The following is a 22,104-nucleotide window of genomic DNA, read 5'->3' on the forward strand; positions in this document are numbered from 1 at the left end:
TCCGGCATTGGCCCGTCTCCGCCGCCGCCGGTTCTATTGCATTCCCCAGGGTGCAAGCGGCCACCCGGCCGCCCGCCGGGCTGCCGGTCAGCAGATTTCCAGATGCTGGATTGGCCATTCTTGCGCCCTGCTGAAGGCAGAATTCGCCCCCAGATGTTGCCAAAAAGTTAACAGGAATTGGCGCTGGTTTTACGCGGCATTTTCCCGCCGGCGGGCGGCGGTTTCCCGCCTGCCGCAAGGGGGTTCCAGACAATTTGGCGAAATTCCGCTGTTGCAGAATCCGAAAGTGTTACCGGAGCGTAAATGCCTTCTCCGGTGGCGGCACGGCACCCCGCCAGCGGCATCGGCCGGCGGGCAGCAAGGCATGAGTATTTGGGGAAAGATGAAACCTGCAGGAGCGCGGTTTCCGGGCTGAACGGGCGCAGTCCCGCAGCAGCAGGAGCGCCGCCGGGGCCGCGGTCCGGCAGCCCCGGTGCGGCCTGTCAGGTGAAGTCCGGCGGGCGTTTTTGCAGCTGGGCTGCCACCGCCTCGATCTGATCGGGCTTGCCGATCAGATCGAGCTGTTCGGCGCTTTCGCGCAGCAGCACTTCCGCCTGGGAGGCACCCGATTCAGCATAGGCGATCAGCCGTTTGGCGGCACGCACGGCGGAGGGGCTTTTGGCGGCAATTTCATGCGCCAGTTCATTGGCGCGGCTGAGCGGGTTGCCCGCCAGTTCGGTGACCAGCCCCCAGTCGAGCGCCTGCGGGCCTGCCACCTTCTCTGCCGTCCAGGTGAGGCGGCGCAGTACGTCCGAGCGCAGCAGCCGCGGCAAGAGCGCCATGCCGCCCATGTCGGGGATCAGGCCCCATTTCATCTCCATCACCGACAGCTGCGCCTCCGGGTGGGCGATGCGGATGTCGGCGCCCAGCGCGATCTGCAGGCCGCCGCCGAAACAGGCGCCGTGGATTGCCGCGATCACCGGCACCGGCACCCGGCGCCAGACCATCGCCACCTCCTGGAAGGCGTTGGCGTCCTCATGGGTGCGTTCCATGATCAGGGTGCTGAGGTCGCGCTGCGCAAAGCCGGCCAGAGCGGCCATGTCGAGACCTGCGCAGAAGCTGTTGCCGGCGCCGGACAGCACCACCGCGCGGGCGTCGGATGCGGCCACCTCCTGGCCCGCGGCGATGATGGCCTCGATCATCTCCTCGTCGAGCGCATTGTGCTTGTCCGGGCGGGCAAGCGTGACATAGGCGATGTGGTCCTTGTAGCCGGTGGTGACTCTGCTCATGGTTTCTTCCCCGCTGATGATCTGGGTTCAGCCTGCCCCGGATGCGGGACAGGTGCCAGTCCAACGTGGGGGAAGGGTCAGGGGCGCGGCGTCAGCGGCATCCGGGCGAAGAACGGCGAGTCGAGGGTCATCACGTAGAGCTGCCCGTCCATCACCTTGCCCCCGGTGGTGACGCCGAGGCGGCCGTCCGGGTCCTGCAGGCTGCGCAGGATTTTGCCCTGGCCGTCAAACTGCACCAGCATGCCGCGGTGGATGGGGGCCGGGCGCACCATCGGGCCGAGGCGCCAGATCACCTTGCGCAGGAAGGGATAGGGCATCAGTTTCTCCGACGGCACCCGCGGGCTGGCAAAGGCGAGCCAATAGGTGCCGTCGCCCTGTGCCTCCAGATTGTCGGGGTAGCCGGGGAGGTTATCGAGGAACACCTCCTGCTGGCCTGCGCGGTCGCCCTTGAGCCAGAGACGGTGGACGCGGGTGCGGCCGGTTTCGTTGATCAGCAGGAAATCCCCGTCTGGTGAAAGGGCGATGCCATTGGTGTAGACGAAGCCGGTGGCGAGTTTTTCCGTAGTGCCATCGGGGCGGATGCGGGCGACGTAGCCGGTGTCCGATTGCTCCCAGATGGTCAGGATCGAGGTGGGCTTGGTGCCGCCCATGGTTTCGGGGTCGAAGCGGTCCGACGAGTTGGAAAAGTAGACAGTGCCGTCGCGGGCCACGTCGAGCTGGTTGGCATAGATGATGGGACTGCCGTCCACGCTGTCTGCCACAACCTCCAGCGTGCCGGGGCCGGACCAGCGCAGGATGCCGCGGAAGCTGTCGGCGATGTAGAGCGCGCCGTCGGGGCCGGCCTTGAGCCCCAGCGGGCGGCCGCCGAGTTTGTCCGCCAGCACCGGCTCATCCCCGTCGATGCGGTAGAGGTTGCCTGCGAGGCTGGTGGTGTAGATGGCGCCATCCGGGGTTTGGGCGATGTCTTCCGGCCCCAGCTCTCCGTCCGGCAGTTGGACCAGCGCGGCCGCGTCGAGGGCGTTGTTTTCGGCATACTCGCCGGTAAAGCCCGGAGCGGCGGGCGGATCATAGGCGATGGGGGTGACCGGCACCGGCCAGAACAGGAGGTAGCCGAGAGCAGCGGCCAGCAGGGCCAGGACAATGCGCATGAAAGAATCCCTTAGAAATCTGCGGGCAGACTGCGCCGGGCGGGGCGGTGACGCAAGCCTTGCCCGGGGACCGCGCTTGCGCTTATCTGCGGCCATGACTGGTCCCCGATACACCCCGCTTGCGCAATCCCTGCCTGCCACCGTGCCGTTTGTCGGCCCCGAGACACAGGAGCGCGCGCGCGGCCATGGCTTTGCCGCGCGGCTGGGGGCGAATGAGAACATCTTCGGCCCCTCGCCCCGGGCGGTGGAGGCGATGGCGCAGGCCGCGGCGGAGATCTGGAAATACGGCGATGCGGAGAACTATGATCCGCGCCACGCGCTGGCGGTGCATCACGGGGTAAGTCCCGCGCATATCATCGTCGGCGAGGGCATCGACGGGCTGCTGGGGTATCTGGTGCGGCTGCTGGTGGGCGCAGGCGATGCGGTGGTGACCTCGCTGGGGGCTTATCCGACCTTCAACTACCATGTGGCGGGCTTTGGCGGGGTGATCCACACGGTGCCTTACAAGGACGACCACGAGGATTTTGAGGCGCTGTTTGCCAAAGCGGCGGAGGTGGATGCAAAGATCGTCTACCTGGCCAATCCGGACAACCCGATGGGCAGCTGGCACAAGGGGGCTGAGATTGCGGCGGCGCTGGAGCATCTGCCCGAGGGGTGCCTCTTGCTGCTGGACGAGGCCTATGTGGAATGCGCGCCGGAGGGCACTGCGGCGCCGGTCAGTGCGGATGATGTGCGGGTGATCCGGATGCGGACCTTCTCCAAGGCCTATGCAATGGCAGGGGCGCGGGTGGGCTATGCCATCGGTCACGTGGATCTGATTGCCGCCTTCAACAAGGTGCGCAACCATTTCGGCATGAACCGGGCGGCGCAGGCGGGGGCGCTGGCGGCGCTGCAGGATCAAGTGTGGCTGGCACAGGTGCTAGCGCAGATCGAAGCGGCGCGGGAGCGGATTGCGGAGATTGCGGCGGAGAACGGTCTGGCCGCCCTGCCCTCTGCCACCAATTTCGTGGCCATCGACTGCGGGCGTGACGGCGCGTTTGCCAAGGCGGTGCTGGACGGGCTGGTGGATCAGGGGATCTTTGTGCGGATGCCCTTTGCCGAACCGCAGAACCGCTGCATAAGGGTGAGCTGCGGGCCTGAGGCGGAGATGGAGGCCTTTGCCGCGGCGCTGCCCAAGGCGCTGGCCATGGCACGGGATGGCTGAAACCCGCCTATGGCCATCTGATCGCGGCGGTTTTACCGGACATTCACCCCTCCTGGCCTACCATCGAAGGGTATCACCGGGAGAATTGTCATGCGTGACCCTGAACTGCCGGACGCCATGCCGGATTTCTTTACCGCCGCGATCATGTTTGCCGGCATCAACCTGATGTGGATCTTCTTTGTGGTCTGGGTGATGTACGGGCTGGTGCCGGTGCTGGTGCTGGCCGTGCTGATCAACCATTTCATCACCAGGCTGGATATCCGGCTGAACTCGCAAAAGGCGTGACGCCCGCACGCACCGGGCGCCGCAAACGGGCCGTCAGCGGCCCGCCAGCGCCCGTGCAGCCGCCTCCAGCGCGCCGGTGCCGTGCGGGATATCCAGCGCGGTGAGGCCGGTTTGAATGCCGCCGAGCAGCCCCATCACCATCTGACCGTTCACGTGGCCCATGTGGCCGAGCCGGAAAAACCCGTGCCAGTCCGGGCTGCCCGGCGGCGCCATGCCAAGGCCGATGCCCAGGGTGAGGCCCAGGTTCTGCTCCAGCCACTCCCGCAGCCGGGAGCCGTCCGGCGCGTCAAGGCGCAGCGCGGTCACCGCGTGGGAGCGCAAGGGCCGCTCCGCCACGTTCATTTGCAGCGGGCCATCCGCGCCCCAGGCCTCGCAGGCGGCCCAGATGGCGCGGGCCAGGCGGGCGTGGCGGTGCCACACGTTTTCGATGCCTTCCTCGTGGATCATGTCCAGCGCGGCGCGCAGGCCGTAAAGGTGGTGGGTGGGCGCGGTGCCGCCGAAATACTGGTAGTATTCGGACGGGTTGGCGCGCGGCGCCCAGTCCCAGTAGCGGCTGATCCGCGGCAGCGCCTTGCGGGCGGCGGCCGCCTTTTCGTTGAAGAACACGAAGCTGAGTCCCGGCGGCATCATCAGCCCTTTCTGGCTGGCGGTGACCATGACGTCGACGCCCCAGGCGTCCATCTCGAACCGCTCGCACCCCAATGAGGCGATGCAGTCGGCCATCAGCAGCGCCGGGTGGCCTGCCTCATCCAGCAGATGGCGCAGGCCCGGAATGTCGTTGCGGATGGAGCTGGAGGTGTCCACATGCACGCCCAGCACCGCCTTGATCCGGTGCGCGGTATCGGCGGCCAGCACCTCGGCAATGCGGGCCATGTCCCAGGGGGCGCGGGTGCCGAAATCGAGCACCTGGGTTTCGATCCCCAAACTATCCGCCATTTCCGACCAGCCGATGGCGAAGCGGCCGGAGGACGGCACCAGCACCAGGTCGCCGGGCTGCAGGGTGTTTTGCAGCGCCGCCTCCCAGGCGCCGTGGCCGTTGGCGATGTAGATCGCGGCGTGATGATCCGTGCGCGCCACCCGGCGCAGGTCCGGGATCAGGCCTGCGGTCATCTCCACCAGTTCGCCCGCGTAGATGTTGGGTGACGGCCGGTGCATCGCCTGCAGCACCGGGTCCGGCACCACCGAGGGGCCCGGAATGGCCAGATACTGCCGCCCTGCCGATACGTTCGCTGGTCCGCTCATGCCTGATGTTCCCTGACAGCGCGCGGCCCCGGGGCCGCCGCGGTTGATCCATGGCGGCACAGTAGCCGCACCGATGCCGGCGTCAATTGCCGCTGACGCAGGGTCACGGCGAAGTGCTTGCGCCCTGCCCCCCACCTGCTTAAATGGCGCAGGAACGACAGGGAAAGGCCCGCAATGTCACGAATTTCCCGCAGGGGCACGCCGTCATGAGCCAGCAGGAGCACAAATCCGCACGGGAGCTTCTGGGCTGGCTGTGGCGCGGTTACCTGCGCCACTACATCGGCCTGCTGGGCATCGCCGTGGTCTTCATGCTGGTGGAAGGCGGCACCATGGGCGCGCTTGGCTACATGATGCAGCCGATGTTCGACCTGGTGTTTGTGGACGGCAATACCGATGCGCTGTTCTGGGTCAGCCTGGCGTTTTTTGCCATTTTCGCCCTGCGCGGCATCTCCGGCGTCACCCAGAAGGTGCTGCTGAGCAAGGTCTCGCAGACCTCGGCCGCGCATCTGCGCAAGGATATGCTGGCGCGGCTGATCCGGCAGGACCCGGCGTTTCATCAGGAGCATCCGCCGGGGGTGCTGATGCACCGTGTACTGGGCGACGTCGGCGCCATCGACGCGGTGTGGCGGGCGGTGATCACCGGTGCGGGCAAGGATTTCGTATCGCTGATCGCGGTGCTGGGAGTTGCGGTCAGCATTGACTGGCGCTGGACGCTGGTGCTGCTGATCGGAGTGCCGGTTTTGCTGGCGCCGATCAAGATGGCGCAGCGTTATGTGCGCCGGAAAGCCACGCTGTCGCGGGACCTGAGCGCCAAGCTGTCGACCCGGCTGAACGAGATTTTCCACGGCATCGTGCCGATCAAGCTGAACCGTCTGGAAGACTATCAGAACGCGCGCTTCGGCACCGTGATGGACAATCTGGTCAAGGCCGACGTGAAGACCTCGCTGGGCGGCGCGTCGATCTCCGGCATGACCGACATCATGGCGGGCGCGGGCTTCATGGCGGTGCTGCTGTATGGCGGCAATGAGATCATTGCCGGCGAAAAGACCGTCGGCCAGTTCATGGCGTTCTTCACCTCGGTCGGGCTGTCGTTCGAGCCGATGCGGCGGCTGGCGGCGATTTCCGGCGTCTGGCAATCCGCGGCGGCCTCGCTGGAGCGGGTCAAGGAACTGCTGGATACGCCGATTCTGCTGACCGAGCCCGAAGATCCGAAACCGGCCCCCGAAGGGCTGCCGCCGATCAACCTCGACAACGTCAGCCTGAGCTACGGGGACAGCAAGATCCTGCATAGCCTGGATCTGGTGGCCGAAGGCGGCAAGACCACCGCGCTGGTCGGCGCCTCGGGCGCGGGCAAGTCCACGATCTTCAACCTGCTGACCCGCATGGTCGATCCCCAGGAGGGACGCGTGTCGGTGGGCGGCGTCCGGGTCAATGACCTCAGGACCGAAGACCTGCGCAGCCTGTTCTCGGTGGTGACCCAGGATGCGCTGCTGTTTGACGAGACGCTGCGGGAAAACATTGTTCTGGGCCGCACCGACGTGAGCGAGGAAGAGCTGCAGGCGGCGCTGGAGGCCTCGCATGTGGCGGATTTTCTGCCGCATCTGGCGAACGGGCTGGACACGCCGGTGGGGCCGCGGGGATCGGCCCTGTCGGGCGGCCAGCGGCAGCGGGTGGTGATCGCCCGTGCGCTGCTGCGCAACACCCCGGTTCTGCTGCTGGACGAGGCGACCTCGGCGCTGGATGCGCAGTCGGAAAAAGTGGTGCAGCGGGCGCTGGACAAGCTGGCGGGCGGGCGCACAACGCTGGTGATCGCGCACCGGCTGTCGACCATCCGCAACGCCGACAAGATCGTGGTGATGGACCGCGGCCGGGTGGTGGACCAGGGCAGCCACGACGAGCTCCTGGCGCGCGGCGGTATCTATGCCGATCTCTACCGGCTGCAGTTCCAGGACGGCAAGACGGTGGTGGACACAAAAGGCATCGCCGCCCAGGCGAAACAGGTACCCGGCGGCAGCGCCCGCGGCCGGAACCGCTGGTTCCGCCGCTTTGCCAGCAAGGTGTTCGGGTAAGCAAAACACGCGCCCGCCCGCCCGGCCTGCGGGCCGGGCGCGACGTCTACTTGCTGTAGGACCGTGCCAGCCGTTCCGGCGCTGCACCCAGAAAGTACCGTATCAGCGTCCACAGGTTGCGCGCCCCGCGCCGCAGCCAGCCTGCGCGCTGGTAGCGTGCGGCGCTGGTCAGCGCGGCGGACGGCAGAACTGTCAGCCCGTGCAGGCGCCGCACCAGCGCCACGTCCTCCATCAGCGGCTGATCGGGGAAGCCGCCCGCAGCCTCGTACGCCGCGCGGGGCATCAGCAGCCCCTGATCGCCATAAGGCAGCGCGAACAGGCGCGTGCGCAGGTTGGCCCAGCCCGCAACCCAAGCAGGTATCAGCCCGCGCGCCCGGAACCGCAAGCGGAAGCAGGCCGGCCTGCCCTGCCCCTCTGCCAAGTGCTTCGCCACCGATGCGGCCCAGCCGGGTTCCAGATGGGTGTCGGCGTGCAGCACCAGCAGCCACTCCCCCTGCGCCGCCCCACAGCCGCGCCGCAGCTGGCCGCCGCGGGACGGAGTGCCGGTGATCCATTCAGCTCCGGACGCTTCGGCAATGGCGCGGGTCGCATCCGTGGACCCGCCATCGGTGATCACCAGTTCGCGGATCAGCCCTGCGGCCAGCCCCTCCATCAAGTGCTCCAGCGTGGCGGGCAGCTCTGCCTCGGCATTCAGGGTGGGGATCACGATACTGACCGGCGCGGGCATGGAGGCTCCTTGAGGCGGATTTGCTGTTTTCTTCCGCCCTGCTTCCTATATCACTGGGCCAAGCAGTGAAACGCCGTTGGCAGCAACCCGGAGACACAAATGAGCGACCGCCGCATCCTGCGCCTGACTGGCGCTGACGCCAAGAGCTTCCTGCAGGGGCTGGTGACCAACAATGTGGACCGCCTGGACGGCGGGCTTGTCTATGCCGCGCTGCTGACGCCGCAGGGAAAATACCTGGCGGATTTCTTTCTGGCAGCAGACGGCGATGCGGTGCTGCTGGACGTGGAGGCGTCGCTGGCAGAGGGGCTTATGAAGCGGCTGAACATGTACCGGCTGCGCGCCGATGTGCAGGTGGAAATGACTGATCTGCAGGTGCAGCGCGGCACCGGGGAGGCGCCGGATGGCGCGCTGATGGACCCGCGCCATGCCGGTCTGGGCTGGCGGCTTTACGGCTCTGAAGGCGGCGATGACGGTTCAGACTGGGACGCGATCCGGGTGGCCCATTGCATCCCCGAAACCGGCGTGGAGCTGGGACCGGAGAGCTATATCCTGGAGGCCGGGTTCGAGGCGCTGAAGGGCGTCGATTTCCGCAAGGGCTGCTATGTCGGCCAGGAGGTGACGGCGCGGATGAAGCACAAGACCGAGCTGCGCAAAGGATTCCGGACTGTGCAAGTCGAGGGCGCAGCGCCGGTTGGCACCGAAATCACCGCCGGTGGCAAGCCCGTGGGCACGCTCTACACCCAGTCCGGCGGCAAGGGCATTGCCTATCTGCGGTTTGACCGCGCCACGGGGGAGATGCAGGCTGGGGACGCCCGCGTCACCTGGCAGGCGTGAACGGGCTGAACGATACCGTTCTCTCCCTGCTGGGCGCGGAGGTTTCGCGCACCCGCCCGCTGCATGGCGGCGACTTGTCGGAAGTGCAGCTTCTTTCCTTAAGCGATGGCCGCCGCGTGGTGGCCAAGAGCGGACCTCTGGTGGCTGCAGAAGCTGCGATGCTGCGCGCGATCCGGGACGCGGGCGCGCCTGCGCCCGAGGTGTTGGGCGTTGCCGGTCAAGTGCTGCTGATGCAGGCTTTGGAGGAGACCGGGGCCGGCGCAATGGGCTGGCAGGCGCTGGGGCATGCCTTGCGGCAGCTGCATTCTGCAACCGGGCCGCACTTCGGCTGGGCGGAGGATTACGCCTTTGGCCCGGTGGCGATCCCCAATGCGCCGCTGCAGAGCTGGCCGGACTTCTGGGCCAGCCGCCGTCTGCTGGCAGCGCCGGACGCCCTGCCCCGCGAACTGCGGCCGCGCATTGAAGCGCTGTGCGCGCGCCTGCCGGAGCTGCTGCCCGACACGCCCCCCGCCGCTCTGCTGCATGGCGATCTGTGGAGCGGCAATGTGCTGTTCAGCGGCTCCCAAGCCTATCTGATCGACCCGGCTTGCTATTACGGCCATGGCGAGGTGGATCTGGCGATGCTGCATCTTTTCGGAACCCCGCCTGCCCCGTTCCACAAGGCTTACGGCGCGCTGGAGCCGGGGCATGAATCGCGCCGCGCTATCTACCAGCTGTGGCCCGCGCTGGTGCATCTGCGGCTGTTTGGTGCCAGCTACCGCAGCATGGTGGAGGCGCGGCTGGAGGCATTGGGCTTCTGACAAGCCTCTGTTCACCTGATTGCGTTAGGGTCGCCGCAGGATTTGCTGAAAGGGTATTTGATGCGTCTGATATTTGCAGCTTGCGCCGCCGTGCTGGCGGCCTCCCCCGTTTGGGCGGAGTACTGGAGTTACAAGGACTGGCATGCCGCCACGGAACGCCATGAGACCGAGCAGGACAGCCATCTGACCTGCCGCGCCTGGACCGGCGGCGATGGCGATCCGCTGCTGGCGCTGGAAGTGTTTTCCGGCGACGCGGGCCCGCCGGAGTTCTACCCGATGGCCAAGGTGCAGGAATATGCGCCGCGCCACCACCCGACGCTGATGCAGCAGGGCGGCACGGTGGACTTCATCTTTGACTTCGACCGGAGCTTCTCCCTCTCTGCCGGGATCAATTCCTGGATCAACGGGGAAGGCCTGGCCGAAGCAGAGACCGCGCTGCGGTTCCAGGACCACCTGGTGATGCTGCAGGCGATGCAACAGGGCCGCTGGGTGGAGATCTGGGCCGGCAATGACATGTTCTACGAGGCCTCGCTGAGCGGGTTCACCGCGGCCTATGGCAAGATGATGGATGAATGCGGCTTCAGCCTGACGCTGCCTGCGGGGTGACCCGTCTGACGGCTAGTGCAAAAGCTTTCTGAAAACTTTTGCCAAGACTTTTTGAAAAGTCTTGGGCGGTGCGCAGAAACAGAAAAAGCCGCCCCCGAGGGAGGGCGGCTTTTCCGTTTTCCGGATGCGGCCTGGATCAGGCGCGCTCGGAATATTCCATGGTCTCGGTGTTCACCACGATCATCTCGTCCTGGCCGACAAACGGCGGCACCATGACCTTGACGCCATTATCCAGGATCGCAGGCTTGAAAGAGTTTGCCGCGGTCTGGCCTTTGACGACCGGCTCGGTCTCGACGATCTTGCAGGTGACTTTCTGCGGCACGGTCGCGTTCAGCGCCTCGGATTCGTAGAATTCCACCACGATGGTCATGCCGTCCTGCAGGAACGGGCGGCGGTCGCCCAGCAGTTCCGCAGGCAGCTCGATCTGCTCATAGGTTTCGGCGTCCATGAACACCAGCATGCCGTCGCTCTCATAAAGGAACTGCTGGTCTTTCTGCTCCAGGCGGACGCGCTCCACCTTGTCTGCGGAGCGGAAGCGTTCGTTCAGCTTGGAGCCGTTGCGCAGGTTGCGCATCTCGACCTGGGCAAAGGCGCCGCCCTTGCCGGGTTTGACGTGGTCGACCTTCACCGCTGCCCAAAGGCCGCCATTATGTTCCAGCACGTTGCCGGGACGGATTTCGTTGCCGTTGATCTTGGGCATGGGAAAATGCCTTTCAGATGGTTGATGATAATTTGCAAGACCCTATATCTGGCGGGCTGATCGCTGGCAAGACAAGGATATGGTATGGAAGATCTGTGAATAAGATATGCGCAAATTGCATGAAAGCTATGCATCTGCGCTCTATCCGAATCGTCACACTTCCGTCATAAGCAGCGCTACGCCGAAAATTGCAATAGCAAGAACAACAAGGGATACGAGATGCGAGATTTCGTAGACGGCACCGCTTATAATAACGAGCAAGGCAACCGCGCCCGCAAACTGTTTGCAGCCGTTGTCCTGGCCGCACTGGATGATGCCATCGCCGACGACAAGAAATACGGCAATGGCCCGGAACAGATTGCCCGCTGGGCGCGCTCGCGCGATGGCCGCGAAGTGCTGTCCTGCGCCGGCATCGACCCGAACGAACGGGTTGTGGAAGGCCTGATGGACTTCGTGGGCCGCGGTGTGCGGACCTCGGTTGCTTTGTCGCGTGAAGAAAGCGAACGCCGCAACGCTGCACAGGCTGAAGCCGCTTAAGGCTTCCCCTGCGCATTGCTGAAAAGCGCGCCCTTAGGGGCGCGTTTTTCTTTTTGCATGCCGGGGTTTCCGCAGGGGAACCCTGTCGCGCGGCGGCTGCCGCGGGACGCTTGCGGCACAGCCCCCATGGACGGGGGCGTCTAACCTGCTATGCAGGCCCCTGAACAACGGGGCGCAGGCAGGGAGCGGCTGATGGCACGCGCAATCATGATCCAGGGCACCGGCAGCAATGTCGGCAAGTCACTGCTGGTGGCAGGGCTGGCGCGCGCCTATGTGCGGCGCGGGCTGAAGGTGGCGCCGTTCAAGCCGCAGAACATGTCGAACAACGCCGCCGTCACGCCGGAGGGCGGCGAGATCGGCCGCGCCCAGGCGCTGCAGGCGCGGGCCGCCAAACGCGCGCCCCATACCGATATGAACCCGGTGCTGCTGAAGCCGGAGACCGACACCGGCGCCCAGGTGATCGTGCAGGGCAAGCGCCGGGGCACCCAAGGGGCCGGGTCCTTCCTGCGCGACAAATCGGGACTGCTGGAAGCGGCGCTGGAGAGCTTTCACCGGCTGGCGGCAGATGCCGATCTGATGCTGATCGAAGGTGCGGGCTCCCCGGCCGAGACCAACCTGCGCAAGAACGACATTGCCAACATGGGCTTTGCCTGCGCCGCCGGGGTGCCGGTGGTGATTGCCGGCGACATCCACCGCGGCGGGGTGATTGCGCAGATCGTTGGCACCCATGCGGTGCTGGAACCTCAGGACCTGGAGCGGGTCGTGGGGTTCATGGTGAACCGGTTCCGCGGCGACCTCAGCTTGTTTGACGGCGGCCGCGATGACATCGCCGCGCGCACCGGCTGGCCCTCGCTGGGGGTGGTGCCGTGGTTCTGGGATGCCTGGAAGCTGCCGGCCGAAGACATGATGGATATCGCCTCGCACAAGGGCGGCGCCTGCAAGGTGGTGGTGCCGCAGCTGGAGCGGATGGCGAATTTCGACGATCTGGACCCGCTGGCGGCGGAGCCTTCGGTGACAGTGGAGATCGTGCCGCCGGGGCGTGCCCTGCCCGGCGATGCGGATCTGGTGATCCTGCCCGGCAGCAAATCGACGATCGGCGACCTCAACTACCTGCGCGCACAGGGCTGGGACATCGACATTCTGGCGCATCACCGCCGCGGCGGCCATGTGCTGGGTCTGTGCGGCGGCTATCAGATGCTGGGCAAAACCATCGACGACCCGGAGGGTGTCGACGGGCGGCCCGGCAAGGTGGAGGGGCTGGGCCTGTTGGACGTGCACACGGTGATGGCCGGCGAAAAGCGGGTGACGCTGACCGAGGCGGTCACGCGGGACGGCAACCTGCCCGTCAGCGGCTATGAGATTCACATGGGCCGCACCACCGGCGCCGACTGTGCCCGCGCCTGGCTCAGCATCGGCGGGCGGGCTGAGGGCGCGGCCTCAGCCGACGGGCGCGTCAAGGGCTCCTACCTGCACGGGCTGTTTTCCGAGGATGCCTTCCGCGCCAGCGTGCTGGCAAGCCTCGGCCATGAAAGCCAGGCCGGGTACGAGGACGGTGTGGAGGAAGTGCTGGACGCGCTGGCCGATCACCTGGAGCGTTACATGGATCTGGATCAGCTGCTGGAGCTGGCGCAGCCGGTGCGGGCCTGACCGCAGCCGCGGGGCTGGTTTCCCGTTTTCTCTTGAGCCGGAAGCGAAACCTCAGCCTGCCCGGTTCTTCAGTCCGCCCCGGTCTTCAGCCTGCCCCGGTCTTCAGCCTGGCCCGTTCACAGCAGATCGTGGGCGGCCAAAGCGCGCTGGATTTCGCGGCGGACCAGTTTGCGGACGTTGCGGGTGATGCGCTCGCCCAGGGGGCCTTGCAGTTCCTCGCGCACGATGGAGGCCACCAGATCGCGCAGGGCGTCCTCGTCGAGGAAGCTGTCGCCCTCCTCCGCCAGGGTGTCCATGGCCGCGCCGGTGACCGCATCTTCCACCGCCGATTCCGCCGAAGCAGCCGCCGTGTGCGGGTTCAGCGCAGCCTCGGGATTGTCCGGGGCTGTGACGGTTTCCGGCTCGAAACAGGACGCCGGAACATCCAGGATTTCTTCCTCCGGGTCCTGTTCGCGGCGCAGCGGCAGCGGCTCGTCGCGCCATTCGATGGTGTCGGCGCCGGCAAAAGGCGCTTCGGTCTGGCTGTCAGGCTCCCAGTCATGTTGCGTGCCGGCCTGCTGGGTACCCGCCTGCTGAGTGCTGGCCTGCGCGGCAGAGCTGCGCGCCTCCATCTCGGCGATCTTTCGGACCACTGAGGCGGCCCGGGCGCCGGCAGTGCCGCCCGCGAGCCCGCCGTCCTTGAGCAGGACTGGCGCCGGGTCAGCGGCCTCAGCCTCAGCGTCAATCCCGGCCCCGGTCTCAGCTTCTTCCGCCGCAGCGGCGCCGTGCCTGCCGGCACCGGCCGCGGCTGCAAACAGGGTGGTTTCCGGATTGCCCCAGGGCGCGTCCGGCTTTGCTTGATCCGTATCTGCCTGTTCGGTTTCAGACGGATCCGCCGCGGTGGCATTGCGCCGCGACCGGGACAGCTCCCTGTGATGGCGGAAAGCCAGCGCCGGCTCCTCGATCAGCAGGCTGGCGGCGTCCTCAGCAGCGGTTCCGGCATCCGCGGCTGCGCCGGAGGCGGTCTGCCGGGGCTCAGCCTGTGATTGCGTTTCCGGCTGCTCAGCAGACTCCGCCGCAGGGTCAGGCCGCGGATCGTTGCGAGGGGCGGTTTCCTGCACCCGCAGGGCGGGCGTCAGCACCAGCCGCGCCGCCGGTTCCGGCGCCGCAGGCTGTTCCCGGGTGTCTTCGCTCACCAAGCGGCGGATCGAGGACAGGACATCTTCAATCTCGGCGTGGGTAACTGGGTCGGACATTTATTTTACCACTCTTGCCTCTTGAGTCAGAGTGTAGCGGCCTTCCCGTCCCCGCACAACAGATAGAGTGAATTGTCAGTCCCGCCCCAAGGCCTTGAGCACGCGGTCCAGATCCTTGCCGCGTTTGCTGTGCTGGGCCGGCGCGTCCTTGACCAGGTTGTAATAGAGCGTCGGATCATAGATCTCCACCGCCAGGCCGAGGTGTTCGGCGGTCAGCAGGCCCTGCGACTGCAGCAGCTGGTAGGCGGCAATGGCCTGGCTTGCGCGAGCGTTCACCTGCTCTGTCTGGGCGTCGAGGTATTCCTGCTCCGCCTGCAGCACGTCCAGCGTGGTGCGGGCGCCCAGGGTGGCTTCCTCGCGGATACCGTCAAAGGCGACCTTGGAGGCACGCACCCGTTCGCCCGAGGAGATCAGGCTGACGCGGGCGGTTTCGGCATTGTAGAAGGCGGCGCTGACCGCCTGGCGCACCGACCGCTGGGTGGTGATCAGGGTGCCGCGCTCCGCATCGGCGCTGGCGATGGCGCGGCGCCGGGTGGCGGCGTTGCGGCCGCCGGTATACAGCTCCTGGGACATGATCACCGACGCCGTTGCATCCGAACTGATGCCGGTGCCATCGTTGATGTCGTCGCTCAGCCCGGCAGTGGCGCGGAAGCTGACGCTCGGCCCCAGAGCGCGGGTTGCGGCCTGGACCAGGATGTCGGCGGCCTTGACCGCGTGCTGCTGCGCCAGCAGATCCGGCTGGTTGCGCTGCGCAATGGACTGTGCGCGGTCCAGCGAGGAGGACCGGGAGGGCAGCCGCGGCTGGCCGGCAATGCTGCCGGGCGCGTGGCCGACCACCTGCTGATAAGTTGCGCGGGCGGTCAGCAATGTGCCCTCGGCATCGGTCAGGTTGGCGCGGGCGGCGGCGACCCGGCTTTCGGCCAGGGCGACATCGGTGCGGGTGACCTCGCCGACCTCGAAACGGTCCTGGGCGGCTTTCTGCTCCTCCTGCAGCAGACGCAGGTTGTTGCGGCGCAGCGATACGTTTTCCTGCCCCTGCAGTACACCGACATAGGCCTGAACCGCGGCGAACAGCACTTGCTGCTCCACCCCGAGCAGCTGCTGGCGGGTGGCCAGCACCAGCTCCTGCGCGGCTTCCTTGCGCAGGCGCGTCTCGCCGCCATCGTAAAGAAGCTGGGTCAGCTGCAGCTGGGTGCTGATATCGTTGCTGGTCAGCTCGTTGAAGGTGCCGAACTGGTTGGCGCCGCGGGAATAGCTGTGGCTGGCGGTGACGGTCCATTCAATCAGCGGCCGCAGCTGCGACAGCGCGATCGCAACATCCTCATCCGCGACGCGCAGCAGCGCCCGGTTCTGTTCCAGCAGGCCGCTGGTCTTATACGCGCCGATCATCGCATCGGACAGGTTGTCCGCCGCGGCCTTGAGCGGCATCAGCACGGTGGCTGTCACGCTGCCGGCAAACACAAAAGCCTTAAACACACTCGCAGGAAATTTCATTCGCATCGGTTGCCTTATCTTTTGCCGCGCCGCCAGCCGCGGTGGTTTTATCGCTGTCCCGGGCGCCTGATTGCGCAGCGCCCGGCCTCTTCATCGTTGCGCGGCGGTGCCGCCGCAGCGCCCGGCCCGAAGGTTCAGAGCGCGAATTCCTTTGCCTCGGCGAAGCCCGGCAGCACCGGGGCACTGGCGTTGAATTCAAACCGCCAGGAGATACGGCCGCCGGTCTTGTAGCCGACTTTGACCTCGCCCAGATTGCCGGTCATCATCAGCGCGGCGACGCGGCCGCCATCCTTGAGCTGGTCCAGAAGCGCTGCAGGCAGTTCCTCTGCGCCGCCCTGCACCAGGATCACGTCATAGGCGCCATGTTCCGCCGCGCCTTCGGCCAGCGGGCCGGTGTGCACGATGGCATTGTCTGCACCGGTCTCGGACAGCAGTTCCTGGGCGTCCGCGGCCATGGACTCGTCTTCCTCGACACCGATCACCATCTGCGCGATGCGGGCTGCCACAGCGGTGGAATAGCCGAACCCGCAGGCCACATCGAGCACCAGTTCGTCGTTCTGCAGATCCACCGCGTCCAGCATCTTGGCCAGGGTGCGCGGCTCCAGCAGAACCCGGCCGCCGCCCAGCGGCACGTTCTGGTCCGCATAAGCCGCCTCGCGCTGCGCATCGGGCACGAATTTCTCCCGCGGGACTGCCAGCATGGCCTCGATGATCGGGTATTTGGTGACATCCGAGGGACGGATCTGGGTATCCACCATCATGCGGCGGCGCTCAGTGAATTCTGGCATCTGCTAAACTCATTTGTTCAGTCGGTCAGGCCGGTTGTGGCATATCCCGCCCGGCACGGCAACGGGGCCCGTGCGCGCGAAGGGCTAAAGTAGTGCAGCGCTGCCGCGGGGCAACGGGTCGTTGCGCGCAGGGGCATGGCAGGCGCAAAAAGGCCAGCGGTCCGGCAGGCCGCTGGCAATCGGAGAGAGGACCACGTCCGCGCCGCTGAAGGCGCCGCAGTTACTGGGAGCAGGTTTTGCAGAAGGCAGAGGCCGGCCGCTGGTCCAGCCAGTCGTCGCCCATGTCGTCGCCGCAAATCCGGCAGTAGCCGTAAGAGCCGTCGTGCAGGCGGGCCAGCGCAGCCTCGATCCGGCGCAGCTCTTCGTGGCTGGCATAAGGCAGAACCTCAATCGCGCAGCCGGCGCCGCGCTCTGACTGCGGCTGGCGGTGGGACCCCATGCGGGGCCCGCGCGGGGCCTGCCCGGTCCGGGACAGCAACCCGGCCAGCTGCTGACGGCGTGTTTCAAGTATTTGTTTTCTGGCGGAAAAGTCCATAGTCCATGCCCTCCAGTTCAGGTTTCGCGCAACGTGTCCCCGGGTCAGTTCTATTTCCTTGATCCAAGTCAAGGTACTCGCGATTTACGGGGAATGCACTACCCCATAAGTTGCAAATTTCTGGTAAATGCCCATCGACGGAAGATGCGGGCGGAGGGGTGCGGCTGACCTTGGGGAGGCGCGGCCCGGCCTTGCAGCCGGGCGGGAGCTTTCAGCCTATTGGAGCGCTTTGACAAAAGCCCCAATGGCTTTGACAACCGATTGAACGCTTTCGGTTTGCGCCGTGAAGGTGACGACTGTTGCCCCAGCGGTCCATTTTGCGCCGGCTTTCGCCAATTCCTTGGTTCCCTCGCGGATCATGCCGTCCGCAACGGACCCGCAGTAGGCCGCCATGCGCAGGGAAATCTCCCAAAGAGTCTTGGCGATCTTTTCCAGCAGCGACGGGGAGGGCGACGGTTTCGCGATCTCCTCCTCCAGTTCCTCAACCTGTTTCCAGATCAGCGCAAGGTCGGTCTGCAAGGCCCGCACCGCAGCATCCTCCAGCGGCGGCCCGCCATTGTCTCCGATCAGAGCGGCTGCAGGAGTGCGTTCAACTGCCGCCAGCTGTTCCTTGAGGCGGGCGACTTCCTGCTCCAGTTCGAAATGGCGGCGGATGCGCTCGATTTCGGCGGCGACGGCTTCGGGGCCAGCGTCCCAAATGGCATCGTCGATCAGTGCTACTTGGTGCTGGAGTTCCCAGTCTAACGGTCTGCCGTCTAGAAGGCCCTTGAGCCACTCTGTCCAAAAGGACCAGTCATTGTCTGTCGCCTCAAGGAAACCAAGGAGTTTCACAATATCAGTTTGAATGTGCGGGGCTGGAGCACGCCAAAGCGGAATTTCGAACAGGCTTTGGGTGCCTTCAAGACTTGCTACCAATTCGATGTCATCTTTAAGGTCTCCTAGCTCAACAATATTGCGTATAGACGCAGGCCGTACGAATGTGGAAGCTACTATCCTAGAGTGTTTATCAACGCCATTGATGGGAGTGGCAAGTTCATAGATCGTGCCATCTTCCAGAATTGTAACGTCGGTTCCCACGGAGGGGCGAGTTAAGCTGCAAACCACTTCGTCGTCAGAGAAATCCCAATGCCAAGAAGTTTCGCTCGTTGTGTGAACTCTTGTGCCGATGCTCTCCAGACTGATATCCAACAGCCCACGGAAGAAGTCTAAAAGGTACTCAGTGGACAGGAACGGAGGGTCGTCCGCAGCCAGGTACAAGCCTCGCATGAATATTCGTGTAGAAACTGCGGTTAAGAACCGTGCAGGTAAGTCAGGTAGTGCGGCAATCTCTCTACGATAATCGTGGTTCACGTCCATTCAATCCACCTTGACCAAACCCCGAATCCAAATCATATGCCTCAGCATGACTGACCTCGCTCACATCCGCAATTTCTCCATCGTCGCCCATATCGACCATGGCAAATCCACCCTCGCTGACCGGCTCATCCAGGAGACCGGAACGGTGAAGGACCGCGATATGAAGGAGCAGCTGCTCGACGCCATGGACATCGAGCGCGAGCGCGGGATCACCATCAAGGCCAACACCGTGCGCATCGACTACACCGCGCAGAACGGCGAGACCTATGTGCTGAACCTGATCGACACCCCCGGCCACGTCGACTTTGCCTATGAGGTCTCCCGCTCCATGCGCGCGGTTGAAGGCTCGCTGCTGGTCGTGGACTCGACCCAAGGGGTGGAGGCGCAGACGCTGGCCAACGTCTACCAGGCGATTGATGCGGATCATGAGATCGTTCCCGTCCTGAACAAGATCGACCTGCCCGCATCGGACTGCGACCGGGTGGCGGAGCAGATCGAGGATGTGATCGGCATCGACGCCACCGGCGCCATTCAGGTCTCGGCCAAGACCGGCCAGGGCATCCGCGAAACGCTGGAGGCGATCGTCCAGCATCTGCCCGCGCCGCAGGGCACCCGGGACGCGCCGCTGAAGGCGATGCTGGTGGACTCCTGGTACGACAGCTACCTCGGCGTGATCGTTCTGGTCCGCATCATGGACGGCGTCCTGAAGAAAGGCATGCGCGTCAAGTTCATGTCGAACAACACCCTGCACCACGTTGACCGCATCGGCGTGTTCCGCCCCGCCATGCAGGTGGTGGATGAGCTGGGGCCGGGCGAGATCGGCTTCCTCACCGCCTCGATCAAGCAGGTGCGCGACACCCGCGTCGGCGACACCATCACCAACGACCGCAACGGCACCGAAAAAGCGCTGCCGGGCTTCAAACCCGCGCAGCCGGTGGTGTTCTGCGGCTTGTTCCCGGTTGATTCCGCCGAATTCGAGGACCTGCGCGACGCCATCGACAAGCTGGCCCTGAACGACGCCTCCTTCAGCTTCGAAATGGAAACCTCCGCCGCCCTCGGCTTCGGCTTCCGCTGCGGCTTCCTCGGCCTGTTGCACCTGGAGGTGATCCGCGACCGGATCGAACGCGAATACAACATCGAGCTGATCACCACCGCGCCGAGCGTGATCTACCACGTCTATATGAAGGGCAAGGACAACGTGCCCGGCGAGATGATCGAGCTGCACAACCCCGCCGACATGCCCGACCCCTCCAAGGTCGACCACATCCAGGAGCCGCGCATCAAGGCGACCATCCTGGTGCCGGACGAATACCTCGGCGACGTGCTGAAGCTCTGCCAGGACCGCCGCGGCATCCAGATGGACCTGTCCTACGCCGGCTCCCGCGCCATGGTGGTCTATGACCTGCCGCTGAACGAGGTGGTGTTCGACTTCTACGACCGCCTGAAATCGGTGACCAAGGGCTATGCCTCCTTCGACTACCAGATGACCGGCTACCGCCAGGACAACCTGGTCAAGATGTCGGTGCTGGTGAATGACGAGCCGGTCGATGCGCTCTCCACCATGGTCCACCGCGACCGCGCCGAGATGCGCGGCCGGGCGATGTGTGAGAAGCTGAAAGAGCTGATCCCGCGCCACATGTTCAAGATCCCGATCCAGGCCGCCATCGGCGGCAAGGTGATCGCCCGCGAGACCCTCTCCGCCCTGCGCAAGGACGTGACCGCCAAGTGCTACGGCGGCGACGCGACGCGGAAGCGGAAACTGCTGGACAAGCAAAAAGCGGGCAAGAAGAAGATGCGTCAGTTCGGCAAGGTGGACATCCCGCAGGAGGCATTCATCTCGGCGCTCAAGATGGACTCGTGATTGAAAGTATTCTTGGTGATTGTCTATAAAAGGTGGAGTTAAGTCTCCACCTTTTTTATTTTGTAAGATGAAGTGAGGTTTGTATTAAGGAATGTCCAACAGGTCCAATTTCGACGTCTACAACCAACCAACATCCATTTCAATCGCAGAGATGCACCTTTGGGCGCCAGAGCAAGGCACGAGCGCTGACAATTTCCCCGTTGAACTTGATGTTGAGTTTTTTAAAGAAGTTGTGAAAACTCAAAAAACGCACTTGGATGTTTGGGCGGCAGAAGCGGAAGTTAAAATTACCATCAGCGGTGGATCTGTTGTAAGGGGATCGAGGTACGGCGAAAAAACCTTAACGCAAGGAGAAACTTTAAAAATTGAGCTAAGTGATATTCGCTCACAAAAGAAAGCCAGCAGTGCAAGTTTGAGAGCTAAGGTGGGTGGCGTAATCGGTGGAGGTTCGAAAGTTGAGTCAGGAATTGATTTTGGGCTAGGAGGCTCTGTATCCATTGAGAGTGAGGGTAAAGGGCAGCTGACCAGCGAGAAAACCCTGCAGAGGGTCGTTGCGAGACCGCAGGGAAGGTGGCAGATCTTGGAGCCAACACCGCCCGGTATACTCGATGGAAAGTATCTAGGATTGGTTAGGTTAACTAACGGTGAGGAGGTTTTCGTCCCTCTCTGCCAAGTTATGTCTTCTGGAAAAGTTGTTCTTATAAGAGTGTGGTTGCGGATTCCACGCCGCTCTCTGAAGGTGCGGTTGGGAAACGAAAACGACGATGCTTCCTTGTCGCGAAACAAGGAAATAATCGTTCAAGAGTTAGTTCGCAGGGCGAAAGTAGAAGGCCAATCCTTGGTGGATGGGGAGCAAATTCAAGGAACTAGTGACTATGTGGACGTCGGATTCGCCGAAATCAAAGCGGAGTACCAAGATTGAAAGTTGATACACGCTCTGAGGAAGCAATTGATGCCGTTGCTACGTCACCTGATGACCGATTTGATGTTCTCGTGACATTGTCCGGGTTAAACCCTGAAAGGGATCTTCGGGAAGCTGATTTAAGCGGCGCAGATTTTAGAAAATCTGAACTCACGGGCTTTGACTTTTCTTTCGCTGATTTGAGAGGTTGCACTTGGGATACGCAGTCACTTAAAACCCTAAAGAATTTTCGCTATTCTTTACGTGGTTCAGGTTTTACTTCTGCAGTTTTTGATCTCGCGTCGTGCCTAGACTCGGTGAGCACTAAAAGTCGTTGGTATGAAAGGCTTGAAAGCTTTGATGAGTTGCTGCGAGTTTGCGGGCTCGTCGACGTCGTGCTTGAAGAATTTTCTGACAAAGGTCGTTTTGACAAAAGCATAGTTTTCAAGATTTTTGCTTTGACTTTAATGGTTGCGGGCTACCTTGAGCACCCAAAGCCGATCTCAATCGTGCGCCGCTGCCTGTCGACGAAAAATAAACGCCTGACGGCTCCGAGTAAGTGTAGGCTTCTCTATTATTTGTTTACGGCACAAGAGGGGCTAAAGGCATATCACCCTAGGCTTCGCGTCCCAGGTGAAGTACGATCCATGGCCCTTTATGAATTGCTGGCGGACTTCCTACAGGAGCAGCCAGAGATTTGGGACTTGGAGCATGGGATTGGGAATTTTGCGACAAAACCTTGGTTGAAAGGCTTTGATGCCAGAAAGAGGGGGTACTTAATGGAGGCGGGTTACGACCTCCTGTGAGGTTAAGTGATTGATTCACATCCCGCCTACAAGGTCCGGGTTCTGCCTTGTGTGTGCTGAT

At 64.0% G+C, this 22,104-nt stretch carries 21 protein-coding genes; 11 read left to right on the forward strand and 10 right to left on the reverse strand.

What is annotated here, in order from left to right; genetic code table 11:
- Nucleotides 1-482: 482 nt before the first annotated feature.
- Nucleotides 483-1,268 (reverse strand): crotonase/enoyl-CoA hydratase family protein, encoded by a 786-nt coding sequence (locus A9D60_RS24525; RefSeq protein WP_065270006.1) that lies wholly within the window; start codon nt 1,266-1,268, stop codon nt 483-485.
- 77 nt (nt 1,269-1,345) lie between these two features.
- Nucleotides 1,346-2,416: an SMP-30/gluconolactonase/LRE family protein gene (locus A9D60_RS24530; RefSeq protein WP_065270007.1), complete on the reverse strand. Its 1,071-nt coding sequence runs from the start codon at nt 2,414-2,416 to the stop codon at nt 1,346-1,348.
- Between the two features lie 94 nt (nt 2,417-2,510).
- Between A9D60_RS24530 and A9D60_RS24535 the strand changes: the two genes are divergently transcribed.
- Nucleotides 2,511-3,620, forward strand: a complete 1,110-nt coding sequence (locus tag A9D60_RS24535) for a pyridoxal phosphate-dependent aminotransferase (RefSeq protein WP_065270008.1) — start codon at nt 2,511-2,513, stop codon at nt 3,618-3,620.
- Nucleotides 3,621-3,710: 90 nt separating this feature from the next.
- A complete protein-coding gene (locus A9D60_RS24540; protein WP_065270009.1) occupies nt 3,711-3,905 on the forward strand; it encodes a histidinol phosphate aminotransferase in 195 nt (64 codons plus the stop codon).
- Between the two features lie 33 nt (nt 3,906-3,938).
- Here A9D60_RS24540 and A9D60_RS24545 read toward each other — a convergent pair whose 3' ends face one another.
- Complete coding sequence (locus A9D60_RS24545) at nt 3,939-5,147, reverse strand: pyridoxal-phosphate-dependent aminotransferase family protein (protein WP_065270010.1); 1,209 nt, start codon at nt 5,145-5,147, stop codon at nt 3,939-3,941.
- A gap of 206 nt (nt 5,148-5,353) precedes the next feature.
- Here A9D60_RS24545 and A9D60_RS24550 point away from each other — a divergent pair, with 206 nt between their 5' ends.
- The gene (locus A9D60_RS24550; RefSeq protein WP_065270107.1) at nt 5,354-7,216 is read left to right on the forward strand and encodes an ABC transporter ATP-binding protein; all 1,863 of its coding nucleotides are present in this window, start codon (nt 5,354-5,356) and stop codon (nt 7,214-7,216) included.
- A gap of 46 nt (nt 7,217-7,262) precedes the next feature.
- On the opposite strand, the gene A9D60_RS24555 is transcribed toward A9D60_RS24550, so the two are convergent.
- Nucleotides 7,263-7,943 (reverse strand): TIGR04283 family arsenosugar biosynthesis glycosyltransferase, encoded by a 681-nt coding sequence (locus tag A9D60_RS24555; protein WP_065270011.1) that lies wholly within the window; start codon nt 7,941-7,943, stop codon nt 7,263-7,265.
- A gap of 99 nt (nt 7,944-8,042) precedes the next feature.
- On the opposite strand from A9D60_RS24555, the gene ygfZ reads away from it, so the two are divergent.
- The 3 genes from ygfZ to A9D60_RS24570 are packed head-to-tail and all read left to right on the forward strand — an operon-like array spanning nt 8,043 to nt 10,183.
- Nucleotides 8,043-8,777 carry a CAF17-like 4Fe-4S cluster assembly/insertion protein YgfZ gene (gene ygfZ, locus A9D60_RS24560; RefSeq protein ID WP_065270012.1) on the forward strand — a complete coding sequence of 245 codons (735 nt, stop codon included), beginning with the start codon at nt 8,043-8,045 and terminating at the stop codon, nt 8,775-8,777.
- Entirely contained in the window at nt 8,774-9,577 is an 804-nt protein-coding gene (locus A9D60_RS24565; RefSeq protein WP_065270013.1) for a fructosamine kinase family protein, read from the forward strand. The genes ygfZ and A9D60_RS24565 overlap by 4 nt, the downstream gene beginning before the upstream one ends.
- A gap of 60 nt (nt 9,578-9,637) precedes the next feature.
- The gene (locus tag A9D60_RS24570) at nt 9,638-10,183 is read left to right on the forward strand and encodes a hypothetical protein (protein ID WP_065270014.1); all 546 of its coding nucleotides are present in this window, start codon (nt 9,638-9,640) and stop codon (nt 10,181-10,183) included.
- 136 nt (nt 10,184-10,319) lie between these two features.
- On the opposite strand, the gene efp is transcribed toward A9D60_RS24570, so the two are convergent.
- Entirely contained in the window at nt 10,320-10,883 is a 564-nt protein-coding gene (gene efp, locus A9D60_RS24575) for an elongation factor P (RefSeq protein ID WP_065270015.1), read from the reverse strand.
- Nucleotides 10,884-11,102: 219 nt separating this feature from the next.
- On the opposite strand from efp, the gene A9D60_RS24580 reads away from it, so the two are divergent.
- On the forward strand, nt 11,103-11,420 hold the full coding sequence (locus A9D60_RS24580; RefSeq protein ID WP_008556013.1) for a DUF6280 family protein: 318 nt from the start codon (nt 11,103-11,105) through the stop codon (nt 11,418-11,420).
- 192 nt (nt 11,421-11,612) lie between these two features.
- The gene (locus tag A9D60_RS24585) at nt 11,613-13,067 is read left to right on the forward strand and encodes a cobyric acid synthase (RefSeq protein ID WP_175393037.1); all 1,455 of its coding nucleotides are present in this window, start codon (nt 11,613-11,615) and stop codon (nt 13,065-13,067) included.
- A gap of 116 nt (nt 13,068-13,183) precedes the next feature.
- Here the strand turns inward: A9D60_RS24585 and A9D60_RS26395 are convergent, their stop codons facing one another.
- The 5 genes from A9D60_RS26395 to A9D60_RS26400 all read right to left on the reverse strand — a co-directional run bounded on the left by A9D60_RS26395 (nt 13,184) and on the right by A9D60_RS26400 (nt 18,475).
- Complete coding sequence (locus A9D60_RS26395; RefSeq protein ID WP_065270016.1) at nt 13,184-14,302, reverse strand: hypothetical protein; 1,119 nt, start codon at nt 14,300-14,302, stop codon at nt 13,184-13,186.
- Nucleotides 14,303-14,377: 75 nt separating this feature from the next.
- A complete protein-coding gene (locus A9D60_RS24595) occupies nt 14,378-15,802 on the reverse strand; it encodes a TolC family outer membrane protein (protein WP_065270017.1) in 1,425 nt (474 codons plus the stop codon).
- A 128-nt stretch (nt 15,803-15,930) separates the two neighbouring features.
- A complete protein-coding gene (locus A9D60_RS24600; RefSeq protein ID WP_065270018.1) occupies nt 15,931-16,584 on the reverse strand; it encodes a protein-L-isoaspartate O-methyltransferase family protein in 654 nt (217 codons plus the stop codon).
- A 220-nt stretch (nt 16,585-16,804) separates the two neighbouring features.
- Nucleotides 16,805-17,023: a TraR/DksA family transcriptional regulator gene (locus A9D60_RS24605; protein WP_254656795.1), complete on the reverse strand. Its 219-nt coding sequence runs from the start codon at nt 17,021-17,023 to the stop codon at nt 16,805-16,807.
- Between the two features lie 312 nt (nt 17,024-17,335).
- Nucleotides 17,336-18,475 (reverse strand): hypothetical protein, encoded by a 1,140-nt coding sequence (locus A9D60_RS26400; RefSeq protein ID WP_141118054.1) that lies wholly within the window; start codon nt 18,473-18,475, stop codon nt 17,336-17,338.
- 46 nt (nt 18,476-18,521) lie between these two features.
- Here A9D60_RS26400 and lepA point away from each other — a divergent pair, with 46 nt between their 5' ends.
- The 3 genes from lepA (at nt 18,522) to A9D60_RS25860 (ending at nt 22,043) form a co-directional block, all read left to right on the forward strand.
- Entirely contained in the window at nt 18,522-20,336 is a 1,815-nt protein-coding gene (gene lepA, locus A9D60_RS24615) for a translation elongation factor 4 (RefSeq protein WP_065270021.1), read from the forward strand.
- A gap of 91 nt (nt 20,337-20,427) precedes the next feature.
- Nucleotides 20,428-21,258, forward strand: a complete 831-nt coding sequence (locus tag A9D60_RS24620) for a hypothetical protein (RefSeq protein ID WP_065270022.1) — start codon at nt 20,428-20,430, stop codon at nt 21,256-21,258.
- On the forward strand, nt 21,255-22,043 hold the full coding sequence (locus A9D60_RS25860; protein WP_141118055.1) for a pentapeptide repeat-containing protein: 789 nt from the start codon (nt 21,255-21,257) through the stop codon (nt 22,041-22,043). Before A9D60_RS24620 ends, A9D60_RS25860 begins: the two co-directional genes overlap by 4 nt.
- Nucleotides 22,044-22,104: the final 61 nt, after the last annotated feature.

Origin of the sequence: Leisingera sp. JC1 (genome assembly GCF_001679925.1) — a bacterium.
GTDB lineage: Bacteria > Pseudomonadota > Alphaproteobacteria > Rhodobacterales > Rhodobacteraceae > Leisingera.

What these genes read in the sequence shown, in the direction of transcription:
- A9D60_RS24525 (WP_065270006.1), bottom strand. Translation starts at nt 1,268, where the DNA reads ATGAGCAGAGTCACCACCGGCTACAAGGACCACATCGCCTATGTCACG.
- A9D60_RS24530 (WP_065270007.1), bottom strand. Translation starts at nt 2,416, where the DNA reads ATGCGCATTGTCCTGGCCCTGCTGGCCGCTGCTCTCGGCTACCTCCTG.
- A9D60_RS24535 (WP_065270008.1), top strand. Translation starts at nt 2,511, where the DNA reads ATGACTGGTCCCCGATACACCCCGCTTGCGCAATCCCTGCCTGCCACC.
- A9D60_RS24540 (WP_065270009.1), top strand. Translation starts at nt 3,711, where the DNA reads ATGCGTGACCCTGAACTGCCGGACGCCATGCCGGATTTCTTTACCGCC.
- A9D60_RS24545 (WP_065270010.1), bottom strand. Translation starts at nt 5,147, where the DNA reads ATGAGCGGACCAGCGAACGTATCGGCAGGGCGGCAGTATCTGGCCATT.
- A9D60_RS24550 (WP_065270107.1), top strand. Translation starts at nt 5,354, where the DNA reads ATGAGCCAGCAGGAGCACAAATCCGCACGGGAGCTTCTGGGCTGGCTG.
- A9D60_RS24555 (WP_065270011.1), bottom strand. Translation starts at nt 7,943, where the DNA reads ATGCCCGCGCCGGTCAGTATCGTGATCCCCACCCTGAATGCCGAGGCA.
- ygfZ (WP_065270012.1), top strand. Translation starts at nt 8,043, where the DNA reads ATGAGCGACCGCCGCATCCTGCGCCTGACTGGCGCTGACGCCAAGAGC.
- A9D60_RS24570 (WP_065270014.1), top strand. Translation starts at nt 9,638, where the DNA reads ATGCGTCTGATATTTGCAGCTTGCGCCGCCGTGCTGGCGGCCTCCCCC.
- efp (WP_065270015.1), bottom strand. Translation starts at nt 10,883, where the DNA reads ATGCCCAAGATCAACGGCAACGAAATCCGTCCCGGCAACGTGCTGGAA.
- A9D60_RS24580 (WP_008556013.1), top strand. Translation starts at nt 11,103, where the DNA reads ATGCGAGATTTCGTAGACGGCACCGCTTATAATAACGAGCAAGGCAAC.
- A9D60_RS24585 (WP_175393037.1), top strand. Translation starts at nt 11,613, where the DNA reads ATGGCACGCGCAATCATGATCCAGGGCACCGGCAGCAATGTCGGCAAG.
- A9D60_RS26395 (WP_065270016.1), bottom strand. Translation starts at nt 14,302, where the DNA reads ATGTCCGACCCAGTTACCCACGCCGAGATTGAAGATGTCCTGTCCTCG.
- A9D60_RS24595 (WP_065270017.1), bottom strand. Translation starts at nt 15,802, where the DNA reads ATGCGAATGAAATTTCCTGCGAGTGTGTTTAAGGCTTTTGTGTTTGCC.
- A9D60_RS24600 (WP_065270018.1), bottom strand. Translation starts at nt 16,584, where the DNA reads ATGCCAGAATTCACTGAGCGCCGCCGCATGATGGTGGATACCCAGATC.
- A9D60_RS24605 (WP_254656795.1), bottom strand. Translation starts at nt 17,023, where the DNA reads ATGGGGTCCCACCGCCAGCCGCAGTCAGAGCGCGGCGCCGGCTGCGCG.
- A9D60_RS26400 (WP_141118054.1), bottom strand. Translation starts at nt 18,475, where the DNA reads ATGGACGTGAACCACGATTATCGTAGAGAGATTGCCGCACTACCTGAC.
- lepA (WP_065270021.1), top strand. Translation starts at nt 18,522, where the DNA reads ATGACTGACCTCGCTCACATCCGCAATTTCTCCATCGTCGCCCATATC.
- A9D60_RS24620 (WP_065270022.1), top strand. Translation starts at nt 20,428, where the DNA reads ATGTCCAACAGGTCCAATTTCGACGTCTACAACCAACCAACATCCATT.